The sequence below is a fragment of the Bifidobacterium sp. LH_512 genome (genome assembly GCF_056356435.1).
Genome location: NZ_JBKEUE010000003.1, coordinates 172,467 through 194,626, shown reverse-complemented (window position 1 = coordinate 194,626; position 22,160 = coordinate 172,467). Strand labels below are relative to the sequence as shown.

The 22,160-nt window shown below is 58.8% G+C and carries 17 protein-coding genes, 1 tRNA gene, 1 rRNA gene and 1 pseudogene; 16 read left to right on the top strand and 4 right to left on the bottom strand.

Going from position 1 to position 22,160, the window contains the following annotated elements; genetic code table 11:
• The first annotated feature begins 248 nt into the window (after window positions 1-248).
• The 5 genes from rrf (at window position 249) to AC1AWD_RS07630 (ending at window position 5,470) form a co-directional block, all read left to right on the top strand.
• Window positions 249-365: ribosomal RNA gene (rrf, locus tag AC1AWD_RS07650) — 5S ribosomal RNA — on the top strand.
• 184 nt (window positions 366-549) lie between these two features.
• The gene (locus tag AC1AWD_RS07645) at window positions 550-1,587 is read left to right on the top strand and encodes a LacI family DNA-binding transcriptional regulator (RefSeq protein ID WP_476565256.1); all 1,038 of its coding nucleotides are present in this window, start codon (window positions 550-552) and stop codon (window positions 1,585-1,587) included.
• 250 nt (window positions 1,588-1,837) lie between these two features.
• Window positions 1,838-2,794 carry a nucleoside hydrolase gene (locus AC1AWD_RS07640; protein ID WP_476565254.1) on the top strand — a complete coding sequence of 319 codons (957 nt, stop codon included), beginning with the start codon at window positions 1,838-1,840 and terminating at the stop codon, window positions 2,792-2,794.
• Between the two features lie 11 nt (window positions 2,795-2,805).
• Entirely contained in the window at window positions 2,806-4,218 is a 1,413-nt protein-coding gene (locus AC1AWD_RS07635) for an MFS transporter (RefSeq protein ID WP_476565275.1), read from the top strand.
• A 274-nt stretch (window positions 4,219-4,492) separates the two neighbouring features.
• Window positions 4,493-5,470, top strand: coding sequence for a ribokinase (locus tag AC1AWD_RS07630; RefSeq protein WP_476565252.1), 978 nt, complete (start codon window positions 4,493-4,495; stop codon window positions 5,468-5,470).
• A 584-nt stretch (window positions 5,471-6,054) separates the two neighbouring features.
• Here the strand turns inward: AC1AWD_RS07630 and AC1AWD_RS07625 are convergent.
• The 3 genes and pseudogenes from AC1AWD_RS07625 to AC1AWD_RS07615 form a co-directional block, all read right to left on the bottom strand.
• Entirely contained in the window at window positions 6,055-7,068 is a 1,014-nt protein-coding gene (locus AC1AWD_RS07625) for a ribose-phosphate diphosphokinase (protein WP_476565250.1), read from the bottom strand.
• A gap of 158 nt (window positions 7,069-7,226) precedes the next feature.
• Complete coding sequence (locus AC1AWD_RS07620; protein ID WP_476565279.1) at window positions 7,227-10,145, bottom strand: zinc ribbon domain-containing protein; 2,919 nt, start codon at window positions 10,143-10,145, stop codon at window positions 7,227-7,229.
• A gap of 141 nt (window positions 10,146-10,286) precedes the next feature.
• Window positions 10,287-10,349: pseudogene (locus AC1AWD_RS07615) on the bottom strand (zinc-ribbon domain-containing protein); the annotation flags it as partial.
• A 310-nt stretch (window positions 10,350-10,659) separates the two neighbouring features.
• Between AC1AWD_RS07615 and rpsF the strand changes: the two are divergent.
• From rpsF to clpB, 10 genes are all read left to right on the top strand, one after another.
• Complete coding sequence (rpsF, locus tag AC1AWD_RS07610; protein WP_476509335.1) at window positions 10,660-10,956, top strand: 30S ribosomal protein S6; 297 nt, start codon at window positions 10,660-10,662, stop codon at window positions 10,954-10,956.
• 118 nt (window positions 10,957-11,074) lie between these two features.
• Window positions 11,075-11,716: a single-stranded DNA-binding protein gene (ssb, locus tag AC1AWD_RS07605; RefSeq protein ID WP_476565248.1), complete on the top strand. Its 642-nt coding sequence runs from the start codon at window positions 11,075-11,077 to the stop codon at window positions 11,714-11,716.
• Between the two features lie 115 nt (window positions 11,717-11,831).
• Window positions 11,832-12,080 carry a 30S ribosomal protein S18 gene (gene rpsR / locus AC1AWD_RS07600; protein ID WP_476565247.1) on the top strand — a complete coding sequence of 83 codons (249 nt, stop codon included), beginning with the start codon at window positions 11,832-11,834 and terminating at the stop codon, window positions 12,078-12,080.
• Window positions 12,081-12,097: 17 nt separating this feature from the next.
• Window positions 12,098-12,544, top strand: coding sequence for a 50S ribosomal protein L9 (gene rplI / locus AC1AWD_RS07595; RefSeq protein ID WP_476565245.1), 447 nt, complete (start codon window positions 12,098-12,100; stop codon window positions 12,542-12,544).
• A gap of 468 nt (window positions 12,545-13,012) precedes the next feature.
• Window positions 13,013-13,086 (top strand) — tRNA-Lys (locus AC1AWD_RS07590).
• Between the two features lie 253 nt (window positions 13,087-13,339).
• A complete protein-coding gene (locus tag AC1AWD_RS07585) occupies window positions 13,340-14,077 on the top strand; it encodes an MIP/aquaporin family protein (protein WP_476565243.1) in 738 nt (245 codons plus the stop codon).
• A 266-nt stretch (window positions 14,078-14,343) separates the two neighbouring features.
• Window positions 14,344-15,498 (top strand): glutamyl-Q tRNA(Asp) synthetase, encoded by a 1,155-nt coding sequence (locus AC1AWD_RS07580; protein WP_476565241.1) that lies wholly within the window; start codon window positions 14,344-14,346, stop codon window positions 15,496-15,498.
• 629 nt (window positions 15,499-16,127) lie between these two features.
• Complete coding sequence (locus AC1AWD_RS07575; RefSeq protein ID WP_476565273.1) at window positions 16,128-16,949, top strand: YggS family pyridoxal phosphate-dependent enzyme; 822 nt, start codon at window positions 16,128-16,130, stop codon at window positions 16,947-16,949.
• Window positions 16,950-17,046: 97 nt separating this feature from the next.
• Window positions 17,047-17,868 (top strand): fumarylacetoacetate hydrolase family protein, encoded by an 822-nt coding sequence (locus tag AC1AWD_RS07570; protein ID WP_476565239.1) that lies wholly within the window; start codon window positions 17,047-17,049, stop codon window positions 17,866-17,868.
• Between the two features lie 366 nt (window positions 17,869-18,234).
• Window positions 18,235-20,904: an ATP-dependent chaperone ClpB gene (gene clpB / locus AC1AWD_RS07565; protein WP_476565237.1), complete on the top strand. Its 2,670-nt coding sequence runs from the start codon at window positions 18,235-18,237 to the stop codon at window positions 20,902-20,904.
• Window positions 20,905-20,971: 67 nt separating this feature from the next.
• On the opposite strand, the gene AC1AWD_RS07560 is transcribed toward clpB, so the two are convergent.
• A complete protein-coding gene (locus AC1AWD_RS07560) occupies window positions 20,972-21,820 on the bottom strand; it encodes an endonuclease domain-containing protein (protein WP_476565235.1) in 849 nt (282 codons plus the stop codon).
• A 43-nt stretch (window positions 21,821-21,863) separates the two neighbouring features.
• Here AC1AWD_RS07560 and AC1AWD_RS07555 point away from each other — a divergent pair, with 43 nt between their 5' ends.
• Window positions 21,864-22,091, top strand: coding sequence for a hypothetical protein (locus AC1AWD_RS07555; protein WP_476565233.1), 228 nt, complete (start codon window positions 21,864-21,866; stop codon window positions 22,089-22,091).
• The last annotated feature ends 69 nt before the right edge of the window (window positions 22,092-22,160 follow it).

Genomic DNA, 22,160 nt, shown 5'->3' with positions numbered 1-22,160 from the left:
GGAGGTGGAAGCCCCGCGAGGGGTGGAGCCGACCGGTACTAACGGACGAACGGCAACATTATTCTTCTTGTCCTTGAGGCCCGCCTTTCGGGGTGGGTGCCTGTGTCGGCATGGCTGGTTCCATGGTCGGCAGGGAGCATTGCGTTTCACGGAACGATTGTTTTTTCGCGTCCATTGTCCGGTTCCCGGACCGTCACGGTCCATGCCATGCCCCCTTTTTTTTTGCGGGGGTGTGTTCGTGAAGGTTTTGCGGTGGCCTTGGCCCAGGGGAGACGCCCGGTCCCATTCCGAACCCGGAAGCTAAGACCTGGCACGGCGATGGTACTGCACCCGGGAGGGTGTGGGAGAGTAGCACGCCGCCGCATTCATCGTTAGGGGGAGGCCCCGTGGCTCACGCCACGGGGCCTCCTTTTTTATCGCCAGTCGGCCGCCGCCACCGACCCGAGGGCTGACGCCGCGAGCCGGGGCGGAACAAACACGGACGGACCCAATCGCGATGCTTGTATCCCAACACCGGTATCATACAGACACAGATATAGGGGGATACCGATGGCTTACAGAACCACGTTGAAGGATGTCGCGGCTGCGGCCGGAGTGTCCGTGACCGCGGTGTCCTTGGTGCTGAACGGGCGTCCTGCTCGTGTATCCGAAGAGAAGCGCAGGCTCATTGCCAAAGTCGCGGCCGAACTGAATTATGTGCCGAACCAGAGCGCCCGCAGCCTGGTTACACGTCGTTCCATGCTGATTGCGCTGATCGTTCCCGATATCGAAAATCTGTTTTTCGCCTCTTTGGCCAGAAGTCTGGAATATTGCGCCAAAGAGGCCGGCTATTCGCTGATCATCGCCAACTCCGACGATACGAGAGCAACGGAGCATGAGCTGATCCGTCGTTTGGCATCACGTGGCGTCGATGGCATGTTCCTTATCGCGGCGCGTGAATCGTATCGTGAAGAGCTGGCTTTGCGGGATGACGTCGCCAAAGTCGCATGCCCGGTGACGCTTATCGATCGTCTGGTGTCGACCGGCTGGTGCGACGGCGTGGGCTTTGACAATCGTCTGGGCGGTAAGCTTGCCGCCGAATGCTTGTTGCAGGCGGGCCATACGCGTATCGGCTGCGTCTCCGGAGACGCGCGCGCCGGTAATGCGAATCGCCGGCGTCAGGGTTTCATCGAAACACTTGAGCACGCGGGTGTTCCCTTTTCTCAGGATCTTGCGATCGCCGGCGATTACCGTTTTGGCAGTGGGTATGCCGCTGCGGATACATTGATCGATCGCGGCGCGACCGCCGTGTTCTGCGGCAACGATTTGATGGCTGCCGGTTTCCTGCAGCGCATGCATGAGCGGGGGCTGTCGGCTCCGCAGGATATGTCGTTGATCGGATATGACAATATCATCGAACGTTTCGGCATGGGCGCCGCTGTGACCACTGTCGAACAGAATATCGATGAACTTGCTGAAAACAGTTGGGATATGCTGCTTGCGCGCATTCACGAGCAGCATGCTGAAGGGCGGCCGTGGCTTACCGACGCCTCGACTGTCATGTTGAAGCCAAAACTAATTGATCGCGGTACAGTATCGCACATATAAGCACGGTATCGCACAGGAATTATGTTATTATGAACGACGTTGATATGGACACGCCGTTGATTGCAATGTTTTGACAGTTATAATTTAACGTTTTATCATTATTTTTTATTGTTGATAAAACGTTTTATCGATGGAAAAACTTAATATTTATCATAATTATATCGTCACAAGTTATTGCGTGTCGACCAGCGGAATAACGAGACCGTGACGGATAACACGGCGTGGCCATCAATGAGGAAAGGCATACCCTATGAAAAAACTGATTCTTGATCTGGATACCGGCGTGGACGACGCGCTTGCCATTTCGTATGCGCTTGGCAGCCCTGAAGCGGAACTGATCGGCATCACCGGCACTTACGGTAACGTCTTGCTTGAACAGGGCGTGCGCAATGCGCTCGCCATCACCGATTTGCTCGGTCATCCGGAGGTGAAGGTCTACAAAGGTCTTCCGCATGCGCGCAAGGCGGATTCCTTCACTGTGCTGGAGATCTCCAAATTCATCCACGGCGACAACGGCATCGGCGACGTCGACATTCCGGATTCGTCACGCGATCCGGAAACCGAATCCGCGGTCGACTTCATCATCGACGCCGCGAAGACGTATGGCGAAGATCTGGTCTACGTGCCGACCGGCCCGATGACCAATATCGCCGCAGCTCTTGACAAAGCACCTGAAATCAAGAACGAAATCGGCAACATCGTGCTGATGGGAGGTGCGTTGACCGTCCACGGCAACGTCAACGCATGGACCGAAGCCAACATCTCTCAGGATCCCGATGCGGCTGACCTGCTGTTCCGCTCCGGCGCACATGCCACGATGGTCGGCCTCGACGTGACCCTGCAGACGCTGCTCACCTACAAGGAAACCAAGCAGTGGCGTGACCTAGGCACCACCGCCGGCACCTTCCTCGCCGACATGACCGACTACTACATCAAGGCCTACGAGACCACCGCACCCCATCTGGGCGGCTGTGGACTGCACGATCCGCTTGCGGTCGGTGTGGCCGTGGACCCGACGCTTGTCACCACACTGCCTATCAACATGCAGGTCGATGTCGAAGGCCCGACCCGCGGCCGCACCATCGGAGACGTGGAACGTCTCAACGACCCTATCAAGACCATGAAGGTCGCACTGGGCGTGGACGTGCCCCGCTTCCTTGACGAATTCATGACCCGAATCACCGGACTGGCCCGCAGCGCGGCATGAAAGGACGAGACATCATGAACACCACCGCAACAACCGTCACGGATCCGTTCGATGATCCGGAGACCAGCAACAAGATGGCCGTAAGAGCCCTGATCCTGCTGCTCATCACCTTCATTCTGGGCACTCTGTGCCTGCAGGGGTTCAACCTGGTCTTCACCCAGGTCGGCGAAGATGTCGGCGCCCCGGCGCAGGCATCGCTGATCACCGCACTGCCCAGCATCGTGCTCGGCATCGTCTGCTTCATCTACGGCTCGCTCGGCGACTTCGTATCGGTGAAGCGACTCGTCGTCATCGGCCTCGTCACCTTGTTCGTCGGCTCGATCTTCGGATTCGTCGCCAACATGTTCTTCAGCGCCAACCTGTGGACCGTCATCATCGCCCGCGTCCTGCAGACCGCAGGCGAGCAGGTCGCAGGTTCCGTCTACCTCGTCATCGCCACCAAGTACCTGAAGAAAGAGCTTAAGGTCATCTTCTTCGGCCTGTTCACCGCAGGCTACCAGCTGTCCGCGTCCATCGGCGTATTCGCCGCCGGCATGCTCAGCTCCATCGCATGGCAGTACCTGTTCCTGATTCCGTCCATCACCATCCTGTTCCTTCCGGCCCTGCTCAAGCTGCTGCCCAGCCGTAGCGGCAACGGTCAGAAGGTCGACGGCATCGGCTTCGCCATCTTCGGCGTCGCGGTCGCCTTCCTCACCCTGTTCTTCTCCTACATGACATGGTGGCTGCTGATCGTCGCCCTGGTGCTGTTCGTCGTCTTCGGCGTCTACATCAACAAGGCCGAAAACCCGTTCATCACGCCGGCCTTCTTCAAGAACACCCGCTGGATCATGGCCATCAGCCTCATCCTCGTGTTCTACTTCACCAACTACTGCATCTCCCCGATCTACAATGCCATCGGCGGCAGCGTGTACGGCATGACCACCTCCCAGGTCTCCACCTATGTGGTGTGGGCCTTCGTCGCGGCCGCCATCGTCGGCACCAGCTCCGGCGCGATTATCGGCAAGATCGGCCGTAAGGCGGGCATCATCATCGCGAGCTGCCTGATGCTGGCGGGCTTCCTCGGCGCGGCGTTCGCCATCGACGCGGGCTTCCTCGTGCTCACGCTGTGTGCATGCCTGTTTTACGCCGGCTGCGGTCTGATGTACTCGCCGGTCGTCTCCACCGTGCTGGACACGTTGCCGCAGGATGAATCCGGACGTGGCGTCGGCATGAACGATCTTGCCATGAACGTCACCGCCTCCATCGGCATCGCCATCTTCGGCGGTCTGATGAGCTCTCAGGCGCTCGCCGGTTCCAGCCTCACCGGCGCGGTCGGAGCCTCCGCCGGTTACGCCAACCTGCTGCTGATCGGCGCTGGCGTCATCGCGCTCGGCCTCGTGGTCTTCCTGGTATTCAACCGCAAGATCTACGCCGGACAGGAGTAGTCGCAGTCTTATGTGGCAGTCGTGAACAGTGCGGCAGTCGTGGAGGATTCCCAGTAACGGTCCTCAGTATCCCTAACATCAAGGAATCCTCCGCGGCAAGGAATTCGTAATAATGCGGAGTTCGTAATATTTTATGATTCGCAATATCGAGATTTCATCAATAAGAAATCTGCACAACAACAGAATCTTTGATATTGAGCAGCCTTGAATTATTTCACGACCGCCACATCATTCCTGTATTCTCCATTCCTCACTACAAAGAAAGGATGTCATTATGAGCGCAGCTGAGACTCTTGCCCTGCTCAACCGCATTCACGGCACGGTCTGCGTGGTCGGATCAATGAACGCCGACTATACGGTCACCGCCGAACGTCTGCCCGGACCGGGCGAAACCATCACCGGCGGTCCGCTGCAGGTGCTGCCGGGCGGCAAATCCGGCAACCAGGCCGCAGCTGCAGCCCGTATCGGCGCCACCGTGCACATGTTCGGCGCGGTCGGATCCGACGCCAATGCGGAATTCCTTCTCGCCAAACTCGGCGAAGCTGGCGTGAACACGTCGCATATTCGCCGCGTGCTCGGTCCCAGCGGCACGACGGTGATCACGGTCGATGCGTCCGGTGAAAACACCATCGTCTATTCACCTGGTTCCAACGCGCAGGTCACCGTTGATTACATCGAATCCGTGCGCGACGTCCTGACCGCTTCCTCCGTGCTGGGCCTGTGCCTGGAAAGCCCGATCGAAACAGTGACCGCATGCGCTCGTCTCTGCCACGATGCCGGTGTGAAAGTGCTGCTCAATAATTCACCGTTCACGCCGGTGCTGCCTCGTGAATTGGTGGAAGCATCCGACGTATTGCTGGTGAATGAGCATGAAATGGTTCAATTGCTGGGTATCGCCGAGCCTGAAGATGACGATTGGGATTCCTTCGACTGGCATTTCGCGCTGGAAAAGATGCGCGAATTCGGATTCGAGCAGGCGGTCGTCACATTGGGCGGCGATGGATCGATGGTGCTTGACAGCACTGTTGACGAGTCAATTCAGCGCGTACACCCCGTGCATGTGAACGCCGTTGACACGACGGGTTGCGGAGATTCCTTCATGGGAACCGTGCTGGCGGGCCTTGCCTCCGGATTGTCGCTGTATGAATCCGCGCAGTTGGCGTCGTATGTATCCGCGTATGCGGCCACGGGATACGGGGCCCAGGCGTCGTACGGCACCGCGGCACAGATTCGCGAGGCGTTCGCAAAGTAAATCCAATAAGCCTAATAAATTCGATAATGGGGCAAATGCCATTGCTGTTTGGCAAGGCGCTCCTTGGCGAATTACTGCCTGGCGAACCGTCACGACGGTTCGCCAGGCAGTGTTGTATTTGGAATGCTCTGTACGGAACATGTCTTTTTTCTTTGGCCGCAGCTTGCAGAAAGATGGTTTAGGGCATGTGTTCTATGTGCGTGCTCTGCACGCGTGCCGCGAACGTGCCGTAACGGCGGCCGGCACCGCAAATGCGCTGCGGTATCGCATATGTCGTGTGCTCTGCATGCGTACCGCATAAGTTCTGCATGTTTTGAACACTATCTCACGATTGTGTGTACCCTTCTGTTGTTGCTGGCATATTCGTCCTAGTGTTTTCCTTGAAATTCCAATAGCCGGAAGCCGGGTCTACTCAGCCTAGGTACACACAATCGCGAGATAGCGTCGAAAATATAACGTTTTTGAAACGAATTGAAGAGGACGCACCCTGAAACGAATTGCCTCCCGCCTCTTCAATGAGGAGACAGGAGGCAATTCACGTTAAATTGGAGTAATCGGCATGATCAGCATGTGTCTCACGATGATCACGCATAAATATTGCGGGGACGCATGTCTTCCGGCAGACCGTTAAGCAGCGTGGAAACCGATCCAGATTCGAACACGGATCGGATGCCAGCAGCCAGCAGAGGCGCGGCGGAAAGCACGGTCATATTCGGCAGGCGCTTTTCCTCCGGCACCGGCACGGTGTCCATCAACACGATTTCACGGGCGCCGCAATCCTTCAAGCGCTCGACAGCCGGTCCGGAAAGCAGACCGTGCGTGGCGACCAATGTCACCGACTTTGCGCCGGCATTGGTTAACGTGCGAACGGCTTCACAAATCGTACCGGCGGTGTCGATCATATCGTCGACCACCACGCAGTCTCGGCCTTCGACTTCGCCGATGATGCCGTGGGCTTCGGCATGATTCGGGCGAGTGATGTCACGGCTCTTATGAATAAACGCCAGCGGCAGGCCGCCAAGCTTCGCGGCCCACTGTTCGGAAACCTTGATACGTCCGGCGTCGGGGGAAACGACAGTAGTGTTTTCCAACGGCAGACGGCCGCGCACATAGTCCAGCAGTACAGGCATTGCGGTCAGATGGTCGACCGGGCCGTTGAAGAAGCCCTGCTCCTGTGCGGCATGCAGGTCGACGGTCATAATGCGGTTGGCGCCGGCTGTGCGGAACAGGTCGAAAATCAGGCGGGCGGTGATTGGCTCGCGGCCCTGATGCTTCTTGTCCTGACGCGAATAGCCCATGAACGGAGCGACCACGGTGATGGAACGTGCGGAGGCGCGCTTCAATGCGTCGACCATGATGAGCTGTTCCATCAGCCATTTGTTGATTGGCTGCGTGTGTGCCTGCATGACGAACACGTCGGCGCCGCGCACCGGTTCGGTGAAACGGATGTACATCTCGCCGTTCGCGAAATCATATGCGGTTGTCTCCAGCACGGTAGTGCCTAGATATTTGGCCGTTTCTTCGGCCTGTTCCGGGTATGCGCGGCCGGTGACCAATGCCAGGCGTTTATCTGGGGTGCCTTCGAGAATCGCAGACATACGATGCCTTCCCAAGTTGAATATCACGTGAAAAATAGCCGTATTCCAATATAACAACGTCCGTGTATAGGCACGCGGGCCGCAGGCAGAAAGTCAGCGGCGGCGCTTCGTGGGTTGCGTCGCCGCTGATTGGGAGGAGACCGGTCTGTCGCACGGCGTTAATATTCGTCGACGGTGACGGTCAGGCTGTCTCCGTCAATGGTGAGCGACCCGCTCATGGAGAACGTGTCGCTGTCTTCCTCCGGATCCCACTCGCCATCCCATCCCTGGTATTCGTAGGTCACGTCGACTTCACCGTCGTAGTCAGTGGAGAACATGCCGGATTCGAGGTAGACGTAGTCGACGGTCGGGACTTGCACGAGCGTCCACTTGACATTGCGGTAGCGCTCCTCGTTGTAGGCGTACAGGCTGAACGGGCAGCCGTCCGGTTCCGTGGAGGTCGATGCCACGCATTCCTGCAGTTTACTGTCGATCGCGGATTGGAGTTCCTCGGTCAGTGTACTGGTCGCTTCGGCTTCCAAGTATGCGTAGCCGCCGTCAAGCGTGTTGACGGTGACGGTGTTGCTGCTGAAATATTTGGATTCCGACGCGGTGATGGTGTACGTGCCGGGGTACACCTTGAAGGTCGCCTCGTAGTCGACGTTGGTGGCGTTGTCGGCCGTCACGTCCACGCCGTTGATGTTCACGCTAGTGATGATGGACGATCCGCTGACGGGCAGTTCCTTCAGCATCGGCGTGATGATGGACCATTGCGGGAACAGCAGGTATTGCGTGCCGGCGCGCGCGATGCTGAAGGTGTCGTTGACGGTGTTGCCGCCGATGGTGTAGGTGACGTTGACGGTTTTGGAACCGTCGGCGGCGTCGTCGATGGAGACGATGCGCGCATTGGAGATGGTCGCATTCTCGGCGGCGCCGACTTTGTCGACGAGCAGCGCCTGCTGTTTTGTACTGACTTGCGGGTCGGCAATGCGATTCGCTTCGCTGTATCTGCCTTCATCGATTGCCGTCAGATAGCTTTCGGCGATGTGCTGCGGATTGAATACGGTGGCGTTCAGCGCCTTGTAGGCGATGCCGGCGGCGACCGCCAGCACGATGACGACGCCGATGGCGATGAGGATGCCTTTTTGCTTGGCGGTCATCGGTTTGCGTGGTTGTGCGACTGGGGGAATCGGTGCGGTCGGATTGGGTGGCGCGATTGGGGCGGTCTGTGTGATTGGCGTTGCCGGCGTCGCTTGGGCTGCGGGGGAGACCGGTATTGCCGGCGATGCTGCCGGCGGCGTGGTCGTCGCGGCAGCGACAGCGGCGACGCCGTCGGTAGGCGGGGCCGCCGTCGCAGCAGCGCCGGTCATCGCAGTGTCGCCAGCGATCGCAGCGTCACCAACCATCGCAGTATCCTGCGTAGTCGTCTTCTGCTCGCAAGCGGTAACGTAGTCAATCACATTCTGCGGTGTCATCTGCACAGTGCCGCCGGCGAATATGCGCCACAGCGAGGCCAGCGACGTTACCAAAGAAGGTCCGAATGTCAACGCGACGGCTTCGATCGCAAACGCCCACCCGCCGGCGATCAGGAAACACCAGGCCGCCGGAGCCAGCGATACCGTTGCGCTGGACGACTCCGAAAGCGAGAACCCGGCCACAAGATACGTGGAAACCAGCCAAATCACAGAGGTTGCAATCGGGAGCTTCCAAGAATGCTTCCAATCTGCGTAATGACGGTCATACATATTGCGGGCGGCGGTGCGCAATGCGATGTACAACGTTGTAGTCAGGAAAATCAGTACCAGAATGACGCTCAGCCACTGTTTGCCGGCGAACGTATCGCCGAACGCCCACACGTAGCTGGCCCGCTGGGCCGACGTACTGAATGCGATCGAGCCGAACGAACTGATCGTAAACAGCATGATCGGCAGCAGCGGGAACGCGAACGGCAGCAATACGAGTACATCGGAGCTGTTGGCGATGGCGCTGGCCAGCAGTGTGATTACCGCCAGCGCAGTGAAGACGACGCTATACATCAGCGTCGCCTCGGCAAGTGTGCGCGCGAATCCACGTGCGCGATGCATCCAAGTCCACGCCGCAAGGAAAACGTTGGAGGAGTCCGGCGCGTACTGGGCCAGCGCGTAACCGGCAATAGTGCCAAGCATGGCCAGTAGGAACGCCATGAAGAACGTGCGGAACGTCGCGCCGCTCAAGCTCGCTTTCATCGAACTGCCCAGCAGGGAAGCCGACATGGAAAGCGGGAAAATCGTGCTGATGATGATGTAGACCAGCCCTGTTGCAAGGCCGGTCGCGATTGCGCTCGCCACGCCCAGCCACTTGAAGGGAATCGCGTTTTTGCGAGCGAACATGTATGCGCCGAACGCAGCGCCGGCGCACAGGGCGAGGCCGGAAAGCGTAACCGGGAACGTGAAGGACATGTCAAGCGCCGACCCGAGCGACAGGCCGCCCGCGGACGCATCCAACGTGAACGTGCCGCCGACGCCGACTGCCATCATGAATATCAGCATTTGGAAGAAATTCGGGCCGGAAACAGAGCCGGACAGCGAGCCAAGCATGTCGTCGAGCGAGACTCCCGTGCCACCGAGGTCGCTGAGCGCGGAACCGCCTGCGGAGCTGAGGGAGGCGGTGAGAATAATCGCGGACAGCAGGCTGATGACGAGCGCAGCCGCCAGGCCAATGCCCAGTGCGACGCACGCGGTTTGCAGCGTGGCCGGAGCGGTGAGCTGTCGTGCAGTGGCTTGCAGGATTTGCTGGGAGGCTTGCGCGGTTGCCTGTGGTGGAATGGATGTGGTTGCCGGTTGCGGCTGTGCAGCTGCCTGCGGGGCACCTTGTGGCGGGATTGCTTGCTCGGCGGCTTGTGGCGGTGTAGCGACGTCCGGTGGGGTGGCCTGTCCTGCCGGGGCTGGCTGTATCGGATTGTCGACGGGAATCGGTTTCGATGCCTGTTCCGTGGAGTGCTTTACGGGCTGCTCCGCAGACGGCTTGGCGGCAGGCTGTTCGACGGGGATCGCATGGATGGGGGATTCCGTTGGGATGGGCGTCGTTGCCTGCTCCACGGGAATCCGCTGTGTCGGCATCGTCGCCGACTGTGTTTCGATTGGTTGAGTTGTGATCGGTTGCGTTTCCGCTGGCGGCGTTGCAGCTTGCGGAGGCGTTATGGCCTGCGGTGCTGTTGCTTGCGCTTCAACCAGCGGAGGTGCGGCCGATGAGAGCGCCACGCCGCACGAGCTACAGAATTTTGCGCCGTCTCTGACTGGCGAACCGCATTGTGGGCATAACATGATGACTTCCTTTCTGCGCTCCTCTCTTCCTTTGATTGTAACTTTTCACAGGCTGGTTCGACGGTATTACTGACACCTCATGTGGTGCATGTGAACGGTGCGCGATCGCCGCAGACGGACCTGTGATCATGCCTGTGACTGTGCCCGCATTCAGCCTTGCGGCCGTTTCGAAAACGCGCCGCGGCAGAACCCGGCGCCGTCCGCCCTCTGGGCTATTCTGGCAAGGTTGTCTGCAGCATGTCTGCAGGCAGTACGCATACACACTCCTGCCACGGAAGGTCCGTGGCCGATAGTCCGAAGGAGGTGGGTGATGTCTGCGCATAAGTACGAACTGATGTTCATTGCCGATCCTGAGCTGGATGAGCGCGGTCTGAAGAAGCTGACCGAGCAGTATCTGGAGATCGTCACCAAGGAAGGCGGTGCCGTCGAAAACATCGACATCTGGGGCCGTCGTAAGCTCGCCTATGAGATCGCCGGAAAGACCGAAGGCAACTATGTTGTCGTCAACTATTCCGCCGAACCGGCCACGAGCGACGAACTCGACCGTGTGCTGAACCTCAACGAATCCGTGATCCGTACGAAGATCCTTCGTAAGGACGCCAAGTAAATCGTTTTTGAAAACGCTCATTCAATGCTTGAAACTGGATCCAAAGGCCGACAGGCCGGAAAACGAAAGCTTCAAGCGAATAAACTGGTAAGCGTCACGAAGATAAGAAGGTAGCGTCATGGCAGTGCCAACAGTCACCATCATCGGCAACCTCGGAACCGATCCCGAGCTTCGCACTTCCGCCAATGGCAACGCGTATGTTCGCGTGTTCATCATTGCTTCGTCTCGTCAGCGCAATCGCCAGACCGGCGAATGGGAAGACGGCGATCATATGGCGATCGGTGGCGTTGCTTTCGGCGACCTCGCCCAGCACATCAGCCAAAGTCTTGCAAAAGGCATGCGCGTAATCGTGCAGGGCCGCATACGCGAAGGACGTCCGATGCCGAATCAGCCGGACGCACGTGGCGCAATGGAATTGTTGATTGACGATATGGGCCCGGCCCTGAGCAACGCCACCGCGCAGGTGACCAAAGTCACCGGTTCCGGCTTCGCTGGCGGTTCCCGCAGCGGAGGATTCTCCGGCGGCAACGCTGGCTTTGGCGGAAACAATGGTTTCGGTGGCAATGGCGGATATTCCGGCGGTGCCGGATACTCCGGCGGGGCTGGCTATACGGGCGGCGCATCCGCCGCCTCCGCAGCCCCGGCCGCGCCCGCAGGCCAAGGCGTCGATCCGTGGAGTTCTTCGGAATCCGCGGGATCAAGCTTCGGCAGCTTCGGCTCCTCCGAATTCGGCGGAAGCTCCGAAGAGCCGGAATTCTAAGCCTTCCTGTCAATCGCGTTTCGGTTGGGTAATCGCATGGTTGAATTCCAATCGAATTCCAGTCGAATGAGCGTTACTGCAACGAACAATCAGTTTTTATAAGGAGAACATCAAGATGTCACGCAAGAGGCCGCAGCCGCCGGTCAAGCCGTTTAAGAAGAAGCCGAATCCGCTGAAGACCGCTAAGGTCACCGAGATCGATTACAAGGACGTCGCTCTGCTGCGCAAGTTCATCTCCGATCGCGGCAAGATCCGTTCCCGTCGTATCACCGGCGTGTCCGTGCAGGAACAGCGCGAAATCGCAAAGGCAATCAAGAACGCCCGTGAAATGGCTCTGCTGCCGTACGCCACTTCCGGCCGCTGATCGAGGAGGATATCGAAATGGCTGATACCAAGGTTATTCTCACCAAGACTGTCGCCAACCTGGGTCATCCGGGTGACGTCGTCACTGTCAAGCGCGGCTATGCCCGCAACTTCCTGATTCCGCAGGGCATGGCCTTCGCGTGGACCAAGGGCGCTGCCGCTCAGATCGAAGCCATGCGTCGCGCTCGCCTGGCAAAGGCCGTCGCCACCCGCGAGGATGCCGTCGCCGCCAAGGGCGCCATCGAAGGCTCCGTCGTGGAAATCGCTGCCAAGGTCTCCGAGTCCGGCAAGCTGTTCGGCGGCATCTCCGCCGAAGCCATCGCTTCCGCTCTGGCCGACAAGGCTGCTGTGGATCCGAAGGCCATCTCCGTTGAGACCATCAAGACCACCGGCGAATTCCCGGCAACCGTGGCTCTGCACCCGGAAATCTCCGCTTCCTTCACCGTGAAGGTCGTGGCTGAGTAAGACCGGACCCGGCGTCGTGCTCGTGCTGCGGCGCGGCGCACGCCTGTTTTCAGGCTGAAATACGTCTGAGCTTAAGCACATACGCTTCCTGCCTGACCCAGGTCAGGTGGGAAGCGTTTTTTTGTTACCGCCGCCGGTCACTTCTGTTGATGTGGATGGTGTTTGTCAGCTGGTTTGACCGGTTTTCGGCTTGCTTCGGTCGCTTTTGCCGGGATTACGCGCATCGTTCGTAGATGTGTTTTTAGTTGTAGCTACAGCAGACGGGGTGGATGGGAGGGTCTGCGACACGCCGATGGAGAGTGTTTTTTTGATGATTATCGGCGATTGGAATGCTGGATCTTAGAAAATTGCGATTTTGAAAACCGTTGAAAATAAAGGCGACACGCCGTTGGTTGCGTTCGCTTCAAAAATGAGTATATTTACATTCTGTTGCTTGGCGGGTTGCCGTGAAGACAACAGATGACCAACGCCCCTTTAGCTCAGTTGGTTAGAGCAGCTGACTCTTAATCAGCGTGTCCAGGGTTCGAGTCCCTGAGGGGGCACAGGCAGAAACCGGTTCGCAAAATATTGCGAGCCGGTTTTCGTTTTCCTCTAACCTGTACCGTTTCTCCGCAGTTCGCGTTGCCCCCCCCTCCACATGCACCGTTTTCCACCAACCCGCATCGTCGTCACTACGGTTGCCGTGTGTTGACAAAGACTGGGTGTCATGACAACACTCTATTTGGCAGGATATTCGCTACAATCGAAATCGCATCCCGATGGGACTCATAGAGAAGAAATCACGAAGGATATTCAGTGGAATACTCACTTTTCGCCAAGCTTGCCGCGGAATTCGTCGGCACCGCCGTCCTGATGATCTTCGGCAACGGCGCCGTCGCCAACGTCGAATTGAAGAACACGAAGGGCCATCACTCCGGTTGGCAGACCATCGCCATGGGCTACGGTTTCGGCGTCATGTTCCCGGTGCTGATGTTCGGCGGCGTTTCCGGCGCACACATCAACCCGGCGATGACGCTGGCTCAGGCCATCAACGGCATGTTCGACTGGTCGCTGGTCGCCCCATACATCATCGCCCAGCTGCTGGGCGCTGCCGCGGGACAGCTGATTGTTTTCGCCACCTACTACCCGCATTACAAGGCCACTGAAGACGCCGACGCTATTTTCGGCACGTTCAGCACGTCCGACGCCTACGGCTCCCGCCTGAACTATTTCATCAACGAATTCTTCGGCACGCTGATGCTGGTGCTGTGCGCCCTGTGCTGCCTGACCCTGCCGTGGGGCGAGACCAACCCGGCCGCAGCGTCCATCGTGGTCGGCTTCGTCGTGTGGGGCCTGGTCACCTCGCTGGGCGGTCCGACCGGCCCTGGCCTGAACCCGGCCCGCGATCTGATGCCGCGTCTGTTGCACCAGCTGCTGCCGATTCCGTCGAAGGGCTCCTCCCGCTGGAACGAAGCGTGGATTCCGGTTGTCGCCCCGATCTGCGGCGCGATCGTTGGCGCTTGGCTGTATAACATCCTGTTCGTCGTCGCCTGAGCGCGTCCGGCATCCTATCGCAAACTTGCATGCAACGGCCTGTGGCATCCCAGCCCAGGCCGTTTTTGCATGCCACGAAATTCCTCGTTTCATATTTTCCCAAGGAGATTGCGGTTCGTACGGTCGGTCGAATCCGGCGGTCGGCTGGGTCTGTTTCCCGCGGCAAGGAGATTGTGGTTCGTATGGCCGGTCGGGATGGGGCATGAAATCTCCCGGGGCTGCGAATCTGCGTGGGGTTGAGAAGCCTGTATGTTTTAATGCGCTGTATGTGTGCACAGTTTGATGATTCCTCCGCAAAGCGGCCTCCTGCAGGGCGAGGGCTGGCTGACAGCAGCCAGCAACAACCAGTCGTCGGCCGTTTCGCCCCTTCGCCGACGGGACGTATGCACATCGGCAATGTGTATGCGGCGCTCGCGGCTTGGCTGGGTGCACGCTCGCATGAGGACGGCCGCATCCTGCTGCGCATTGAAGACATTGACGGCCCGCGCGTGGTGAAGGACGCCGACCGATGGATCATGGACGATCTGCAATGGCTGGGTTTGGATTGGAACGGCGAGCCGGTGTACCAGTCGCAGCGTCTGGATTTGTATGAGACGGCGTTGCAGCATTTGATTGAGCAGGGGAATGCATATCCGTGCTTCTGCTCGCGTGCTGATATTCGCGCCGCGTCCGCGCCGAATGAAGGCGACGGATTCCTGATTTACCCGGGAACCTGCCGTCGTTTGGCGGTCTCGGAGCGAGAGGCGCGCGTTGCGGAGGGCGCTCGTCATTCATGGCGTGTCCGAGTGCCGGAGGATGCGTCGGATCCGCGTGATGTGATCCGGTTTGATGATGCGGTTTTCGGCCCGCAGTCGTTCTCTTTGTCGCATGATTTGGGCGATGTGGTGATTCGCCGTTCGGATGGTCTGTTCGCCTATCAGCTTGCGGTGACGGTGGATGATATGGCGATGGGCGTGACGCAGATCGTGCGTGGGCGTGACCTGCTGCGTTCGACGGCGATCCAGTTGTGGATTCGTAGGTTGCTGTCGGATATGCCGTCGTCGGATACGTCGACGGCGGACGATTCGCAGCCGGACGTGTTGTCGTTGGACGAATTGCCATTGGGAGCGCGGTCTTGGGGGATGCCATCGTCTGAGAATATGCGGTCGCAAGCTGCATCGTCGCTCGAATTCGCGCATCTTCCGCTGGTCGATGCGCAGGATGGCAGGCGCATGGCGAAGCGTTTGAATTCATTGGATATGGGGCGGATACGGGAGGATGGCGTTTCTGCGCAGGAGATTGTCGGATATTGCGCGTGGCTGCTGCGTTTGGTTGATGAACCGGTCGCTTGCATGCCGCAGGATCTGCTGCCGTTGATGGACTGGGCGAGGATTTCGTCCGAGGGGAGTGACCGTGTCGCGACACAATTCGCACAATCGTAGAATGTTGAAAATCGTGGAATCTTGAACGTTGGTGACTGATTGCATTGGGGTGAGGGGGCTTATTTGTGTGCGTTACTGTAGATTTTTCTTTCGGCTTATTCCGCTGATGTATCTTGCGCGTGTGCAAGACACATGCGATATCAGGATTCCGGCACGAAGAAAACACAGGAGTGACAGCGTATGCGAGGCGTGCGTCGGTCTCATGCGTATAGTGCTGCACATAGACGTATGGTGCAGCGTTCATTGCTGTGATGATGACGGGCGTGCTGTGGATCACGTCGGAAACTTTTTGCGGACGATTCCTCCTCGGAGGAAGACTTCACGACGGGCATTGTCTTGACCGTCGATGTGAGGAGCATTGGCGTCGGTCTGGGAGTGTTGCTAATCGGTGTTCTTCACACACTTGTGGCGGGGATGTGGATGACATGTTATATGGCAGCGGCAGCCGCATGGTGACCGTGCCGACAGTGTGTGGCGAATGGCGCTGTTGCCTCAAGCGGGAGGGGTTGCCGGCGCTGCTGATGGTGTGCGTATACAATCGTACATTGGTTGGAGCGTAGCTAGAATGGGGCGTGCGTGGTTGGTGCGATACGGCAGGAAACGAGGACGGAATGACAGGTGAAAACGGCATGATCGCATACATGGATCAGAAGGATTTGGCCAACGAAACCATCACGCCACAGCGGGCACGGAGCATCGCGGACGGCGTGCATCACGTGCTTGACGCCATTCGCGAAGCGGAAGCCGCAGCCGGGCGAGCAGAAGGAAGCGTGCAGTTGCTGGCCGCCACCAAAACGCGTGATGTCGGTGAGATCATGGCCGCCATCGATGCTGGTGTGCGCATGATTGGCGAGAATCGACCGCAAGAAGTGACGGCAAAAGCAGAAGGGCTGCTGCGCCAATGCGCTGCCCGCGGGTATCGGCTGGGTGTCGGAGAAAGCGCATCGTCCGATGTAAGTGGGGAATGCATCCCCCTCCATCTGATCGGGCAATTGCAGGCCAATAAAATCGGCAAGATTCTGCCATATGTCAGCACCATCGAATCCGTCGACTCGCTGCAAAGCGCCGAACGCATCGCCCGACGTGCGGTCTCGCGGGGCGTCACCGTCGGCGTGCTTTTGGAAGTCAACGAATCCGGCGAGGAATCCAAATCAGGCTGCGATCCGGCGGAGGCCATCGATCTCGCCCATGCCGTCGCGACGCTCGACGGCATTGCGTTGCAGGGGCTCATGACCATCGGGGCGCATGTCGATGATGAACGCGTCATCCGCGCAGGCTTCTCGCATCTGCGTGGACTGCGTGACCGGATTCTTGCGTCCGGAGCGCCCGGCGCCGCGCAATGTACGGAGCTTTCCATGGGCATGACCGGCGACATGGCGCTTGCCATCGCGGAAGGCGCGACCATCGTACGTGTCGGCACGGGAATCTTCGGCGAACGCGCGTTCAAGTAGGTTGCGTGCCGGCATATTGTTCGGCGTCATGTGAGGCATCGGACAGTCCGCATGCGCGCAATCTGTGTGGCGGGCGCGGGACGGGTACACTGGACGCATGAGAATCGCACGTTTTTCCCACAATGATATTCCGCAATACGCGTTCGTGCAGGCCGACGAAAACGACGGGCGCGACTATCTCGTGGCCCTCGACGGGCATCCGCTGCTCGGTTCGCAGGTCACGCCGACTGGTGAGCGCTATCCGCTCGACGGCGATGGCATTCGTCTGCTGTCCCCGGTGATTCCGTCCAAGGTGTACGGATTGGCGAAGAACTATGAGGCGCATGCGCAGTTCATGCATGAGACCGGCCATTCCGACATCGCGCACGCGCCGGAGGACATGGTCATCTTCATGAAGCCGTCCACGTCGGTGATCGGCCCGGATGATCCGATCGTGATCCCGCCCTGCTCCAACGACATGAACTTCGAGCCGGAGGTGGCCGTCGTCATGGGGCGCATCGCCAAGAACGTGCCGGTGGAGAAGGCCATGGACTATGTGCTTGGATTCACCTGTGTCAACGACGTGACGCTGCGTGACGTGCAGGGCTTCGATCCGGCCTGGACTCGGGCCAAGGGCTTCGACACGTCCTGCCCGCTCGGCCCGTGGATCGTGACGCGCGACGACTTGGATTGGCGCGACGCGAAGATCTCCTTCACTCTGAACGGTTCGGACGTGGAGGCCGCAAGCGGTACGACCGCGAACTTGATCCACGGCATTCCGGAGCAGATTGCGGCAATCTCGTCGTTTGCGACGCTGTTGCCGGGCGATGTGATTCTGACGGGCACCCCGAATGCTTCCGGCCAATTGCAGTCGGGTGATGAGGCTGTAGTGCGCGTGGAGGGCATCGGATCGCTGCGCAACGTGGTCGTGCGCGGCTGACGTTTCCGATTGCGTCGTTGGAGGCTCTTGCCGTATTGCCGGCGCTGCTGGCTGCGGCATGGTGATGATGTCCTGGCGTCGTCGCGCTGGGGTTGGTGGCGCTGCCGGCGACTTCGGTTTACATCATGGCGTTGGCGGGCGTATCGTCTTGCGCCAGTCCCCTCCTGGATGTGTCTCCTTGTGTGCTTGTTGCCTTGTGGTGTTCGCCGGTGTTTCATGTGAAACACCGGCTTTTTTCAAACTTGAGTCAGATTCGCTCAAGTTTTGGGAATAGAGCGTGGTGCAAGTCGGTTGACCATATCAGACAACGAATCACGCCGTCACAGATCGCATCAGCGGCCGCGGCGTCATCCGACGGAGGAAGATATGGAACAGAAATTCACCACCATGGCGCAGGAAGCAATCGCCGACGCCATCCAAAGCGCATCCGCAGCAGGCAATGCTCAAATCGAAACACTGCACGTCGTCGACGCGCTGCTGCGTCAACAGCAAGGCGTCGTCACTGCGCTTATCCAAGCCGCGGGAGGCAATCCGCAAGCCATTGGCGCCGCCGTACGCAATGCTCTCGTCGCGCTGCCGTCCGCAAGCGGCTCCAGCACCGCGCAACCCCAGGCCAGCAGGCAGCTCAACACCGCCATCGCACAAGCCGAAAAGGAAATGCGCGACATGGGCGACGAATATGTATCGACTGAGCATCTGCTCATCGGCATTGTCGCAAGCGCGCCGAACCAGAGCGCGGACATCTTCAATAGGAACGGTGTCGCCGCCGAAGCACTGCGTAAGGCCGTGCCCGGCGTTCGAGGCGGCGCGAAGGTCACCAGCCCCGACGCGGAAGGTTCGTACAAGGCGCTCGAAAAGTACTCCACCGACCTGACCGCAGCCGCAAAAGACGGCAAACTCGACCCCGTCATCGGACGTGACCAGGAAATCCGCCGCGTCATCCAGATTCTGAGCCGCCGCACCAAGAACAACCCTGTCCTGATCGGCGAGCCGGGCGTCGGAAAGACCGCAGTCGTCGAAGGCCTCGCACAGCGCATCGTCGCCGGCGACGTGCCCAGCACGCTGCAGAACAAGCGACTCATCAGCCTCGACCTGGGCTCCATGGTCGCCGGGTCCAAATACCGCGGCGAATTCGAGGAACGCCTGAAGGCCGTATTGGAGGAAATCAAGAAATCCGACGGGCAGATCATCACATTCATCGACGAAATCCACACCATCGTCGGTGCGGGCGCAGCCGAAGGCTCCATGGATGCGGGCAACATGCTCAAGCCCATGCTGGCACGCGGCGAACTGCGACTGATCGGCGCGACCACGCTGGACGAATATCGCGAAAACGTTGAAAAAGATCCGGCATTGGAACGTCGATTCCAGCAAGTGTATGTCGGCGAGCCAAGCGTGGAAGACACCATCGCGATCCTGCGCGGCCTGAAGCAGCGTTACGAAGCACATCACAAGGTCACCATCGGCGACGACGCGCTCGTGGCGGCGGCAACACTGTCGAACCGCTACATCTCCGGACGCCAGTTGCCAGACAAGGCCATCGACCTGGTCGACGAAGCGGCCGCGCATCTGCGCATGGAACTGGACTCCAGCCCCGAGGAAATCGACGAGCTGCAGCGCAAAGTCACCCGACTTGAAATGGAGGAAATGCAGCTACGCAAAGCCGAAGACGCCGCCTCGCGCGAACGGCTCGAAAAACTGCAGGCCGACCTCGCCAACACTCGCGAACAACTCAGCGGGCTCAAGGCGCGCTGGGACGCCGAGCAGGCCGGGCATAACAAAGTCGGCGACCTGCGTGCGCAACTCGATGCCAAGCATGTAGAAGCCGACAAAGCAACGCGTGAAGGCGACCTGGAAAAGGCAAGCCGCATACTGTACGGCGAAATTCCGGCGATTCAAAAGGAATTGGCGGCAGCGGAAGCCGCGGCCGCCTCCGAAACGACTGGAACTGCCGACGCGGCGAACGAGCCGATGGTCCCCGACCACGTGGACGCCGACTCCGTAGCCGGCATCGTCTCCGAATGGACCGGCATCCCGGTCGGACGACTCATGCAGGGCGAAAACGAAAAACTGCTGCACATGGAGGAGTACCTCGGCAAGCGCGTCATCGGGCAGAAAGAGGCGATCGCGGCGGTATCGGATGCTGTGCGGCGCTCGCGTGCCGGCATCTCCGATCCGAACAGGCCGACCGGATCGTTCCTGTTCCTCGGCCCCACCGGCGTCGGCAAAACCGAGCTGGCGAAAGCGCTCGCCGACTTCCTTTTCGACGACGAGCGCGCCATGGTGCGTATCGACATGAGCGAATACATGGAGAAGGCTTCCGTATCGCGACTGATTGGCGCGGCTCCGGGCTATATCGGCTATGAGGAAGGCGGCCAGTTGACTGAGGCTGTGCGGCGTAGGCCGTATTCGGTGGTGTTGTTCGATGAGGTCGAGAAGGCGCATCCGGAAGTGTTCGACGTGCTGCTGCAGGTGCTTGACGACGGGCGTCTGACCGACGGGCAAGGTAGGACCGTGGACTTCAAGAACACAATCCTCATCATGACGTCGAACCTCGGCTCGCAGTTCCTCGTCAACCCCGACATGGACGCGGAAGGCAAGCGCAAGGCCGTCATGGACGCCGTGCACATGCAGTTCAAGCCGGAATTCCTCAACCGACTTGACGAGATCGTGATGTTCCATCCGTTGACGCGCGAGGAACTTGGCGGCATCGTGGACATTCAGGTCGCACAGGTCGCCGGACGGCTGGGCGAACGCCGCATCAAGCTGGATGTGACGGCCTCGGCTCGCGAATGGCTGGCCGACACCGGTTACGACCCGGCATATGGTGCTCGCCCGTTGCGTCGACTCGTGCAGACCGAAGTCGGCGACCAGCTGGCCCGCATGCTGTTGGCCGGCCGCGTGCATGACGGAGATACCGTGTGCGTGGACCAGACCGGCGGCGAGCATCTGGAACTGTCGGTCGTTGACGGCGACGGCTCGGGTTCGACTTCGGCTGACGGCGGCGTCCGTGTCGACAACATCAGCGAGGATTAACAGTTTCTACCTGAAACCGCCTTGGAAAAGCGACGTTGATTGCTCATCAGCGTCGCTTTTCCAAATGTCAAGCGTGCCCGTAAATGAGAATATGACGGCGACTCTGCCCCAACGCGCGAGCGACCATTGATACAAATTCGTCAGCGGCTTGCGCGGTTGCCAAGTCGATTTTTGTTGCCACCAGTACGTGCCAGCCTAAATGTTGCAAGCGGTTGCGCTTATGCAAATCGGCGTTCCAACGCTGTTTGTCATAGTGGTATTCACCGTCATATTCCACTGCGACGTGTTCGTCCGGGTAAGCCATATCTACCAGCCAAACGCGTTGTTCTTCAATATCTTCAATAGGATGATTCACCTTCGGGCAAGGCAGATTCCGGTCTACAAATTTCAGGCGAAGCAATGACTCTTGCGGTGAATCCGTGCCCTCAACACTACGAGCCAAAGCCGCTTTGCAGCGTATTGATCCGGTGAATCGAGAAAGGCCGTATATGTAATCGCTGAGTTCCTGATGTGTGAGCTGGCGTAGCGAATCATTATGGCAGGTGAGAAAATCCATGGCAATGGTTAATGAGTCCTGCGTGGTGAAAGGGGCCATTTGACAGATTGCCTGTTGAGGAGTGACCGCCATCACCAGCTCGTCGGGGGCGGCTGAGTAGGTCATTTCCTGTCGCCATACGTGCTCTTGAACGCCTTGGAGTTTTGATTTCGCCGTGTCGCTGCCAACGGTGATATGGAGTTTGTCGTTCGGCAGGGTGGTGTCAAGCTGGAGTGTGAGACCTGCCAGACGAAGGGCGGTGGTGTGACTAAACACCAGAAGTCGTTTTGAACGGGACGTGACTCTTCGACACTCCATCTGGGTTCGCCGAGCAAGTTCCTGGGCCTGTGTAATGGTATAGAATCCGTTAATGTCGCTCATATTCCGACGATAGCGAGAACGCGGCTTATGTGGATTGCCTGCCTTGAAAATTGTGGACTACTCAGAAAAGGTTGAAATGTCAACGATTTTAGGCCGTTGGAATGTGGATAATCCTGCTATAGGTGCACAGTGGGAAGCTTTCGGAATCCCGCAGGCGGAATTCAGTGGGTGCTTTTTCGCTTCAGTGGGTACTTCAAAAGAGGATTTTGACCACAAAATGCCCTTTATCCCTCAGAATGAGCACCCACTGAAGCAAAAAAGCACCCACTGAACAGAAAAGTTGATGCTGGAGCAAAAAAAATCGGGCTCTTGCGGAGTGAAAGAGCGGTTTGTGAACCGT

What these genes read in the sequence shown, in the direction of transcription:
- AC1AWD_RS07645 (WP_476565256.1), top strand. Translation starts at nt 550, where the DNA reads ATGGCTTACAGAACCACGTTGAAGGATGTCGCGGCTGCGGCCGGAGTG.
- AC1AWD_RS07640 (WP_476565254.1), top strand. Translation starts at nt 1,838, where the DNA reads ATGAAAAAACTGATTCTTGATCTGGATACCGGCGTGGACGACGCGCTT.
- AC1AWD_RS07630 (WP_476565252.1), top strand. Translation starts at nt 4,493, where the DNA reads ATGAGCGCAGCTGAGACTCTTGCCCTGCTCAACCGCATTCACGGCACG.
- AC1AWD_RS07625 (WP_476565250.1), bottom strand. Translation starts at nt 7,068, where the DNA reads ATGTCTGCGATTCTCGAAGGCACCCCAGATAAACGCCTGGCATTGGTC.
- AC1AWD_RS07620 (WP_476565279.1), bottom strand. Translation starts at nt 10,145, where the DNA reads ATGCCGACACAGCGGATTCCCGTGGAGCAGGCAACGACGCCCATCCCA.
- rpsF (WP_476509335.1), top strand. Translation starts at nt 10,660, where the DNA reads ATGTCTGCGCATAAGTACGAACTGATGTTCATTGCCGATCCTGAGCTG.
- ssb (WP_476565248.1), top strand. Translation starts at nt 11,075, where the DNA reads ATGGCAGTGCCAACAGTCACCATCATCGGCAACCTCGGAACCGATCCC.
- rpsR (WP_476565247.1), top strand. Translation starts at nt 11,832, where the DNA reads ATGTCACGCAAGAGGCCGCAGCCGCCGGTCAAGCCGTTTAAGAAGAAG.
- rplI (WP_476565245.1), top strand. Translation starts at nt 12,098, where the DNA reads ATGGCTGATACCAAGGTTATTCTCACCAAGACTGTCGCCAACCTGGGT.
- AC1AWD_RS07580 (WP_476565241.1), top strand. Translation starts at nt 14,344, where the DNA reads ATGTGTGCACAGTTTGATGATTCCTCCGCAAAGCGGCCTCCTGCAGGG.
- AC1AWD_RS07575 (WP_476565273.1), top strand. Translation starts at nt 16,128, where the DNA reads ATGATCGCATACATGGATCAGAAGGATTTGGCCAACGAAACCATCACG.
- AC1AWD_RS07570 (WP_476565239.1), top strand. Translation starts at nt 17,047, where the DNA reads ATGAGAATCGCACGTTTTTCCCACAATGATATTCCGCAATACGCGTTC.
- clpB (WP_476565237.1), top strand. Translation starts at nt 18,235, where the DNA reads ATGGAACAGAAATTCACCACCATGGCGCAGGAAGCAATCGCCGACGCC.
- AC1AWD_RS07560 (WP_476565235.1), bottom strand. Translation starts at nt 21,820, where the DNA reads ATGAGCGACATTAACGGATTCTATACCATTACACAGGCCCAGGAACTT.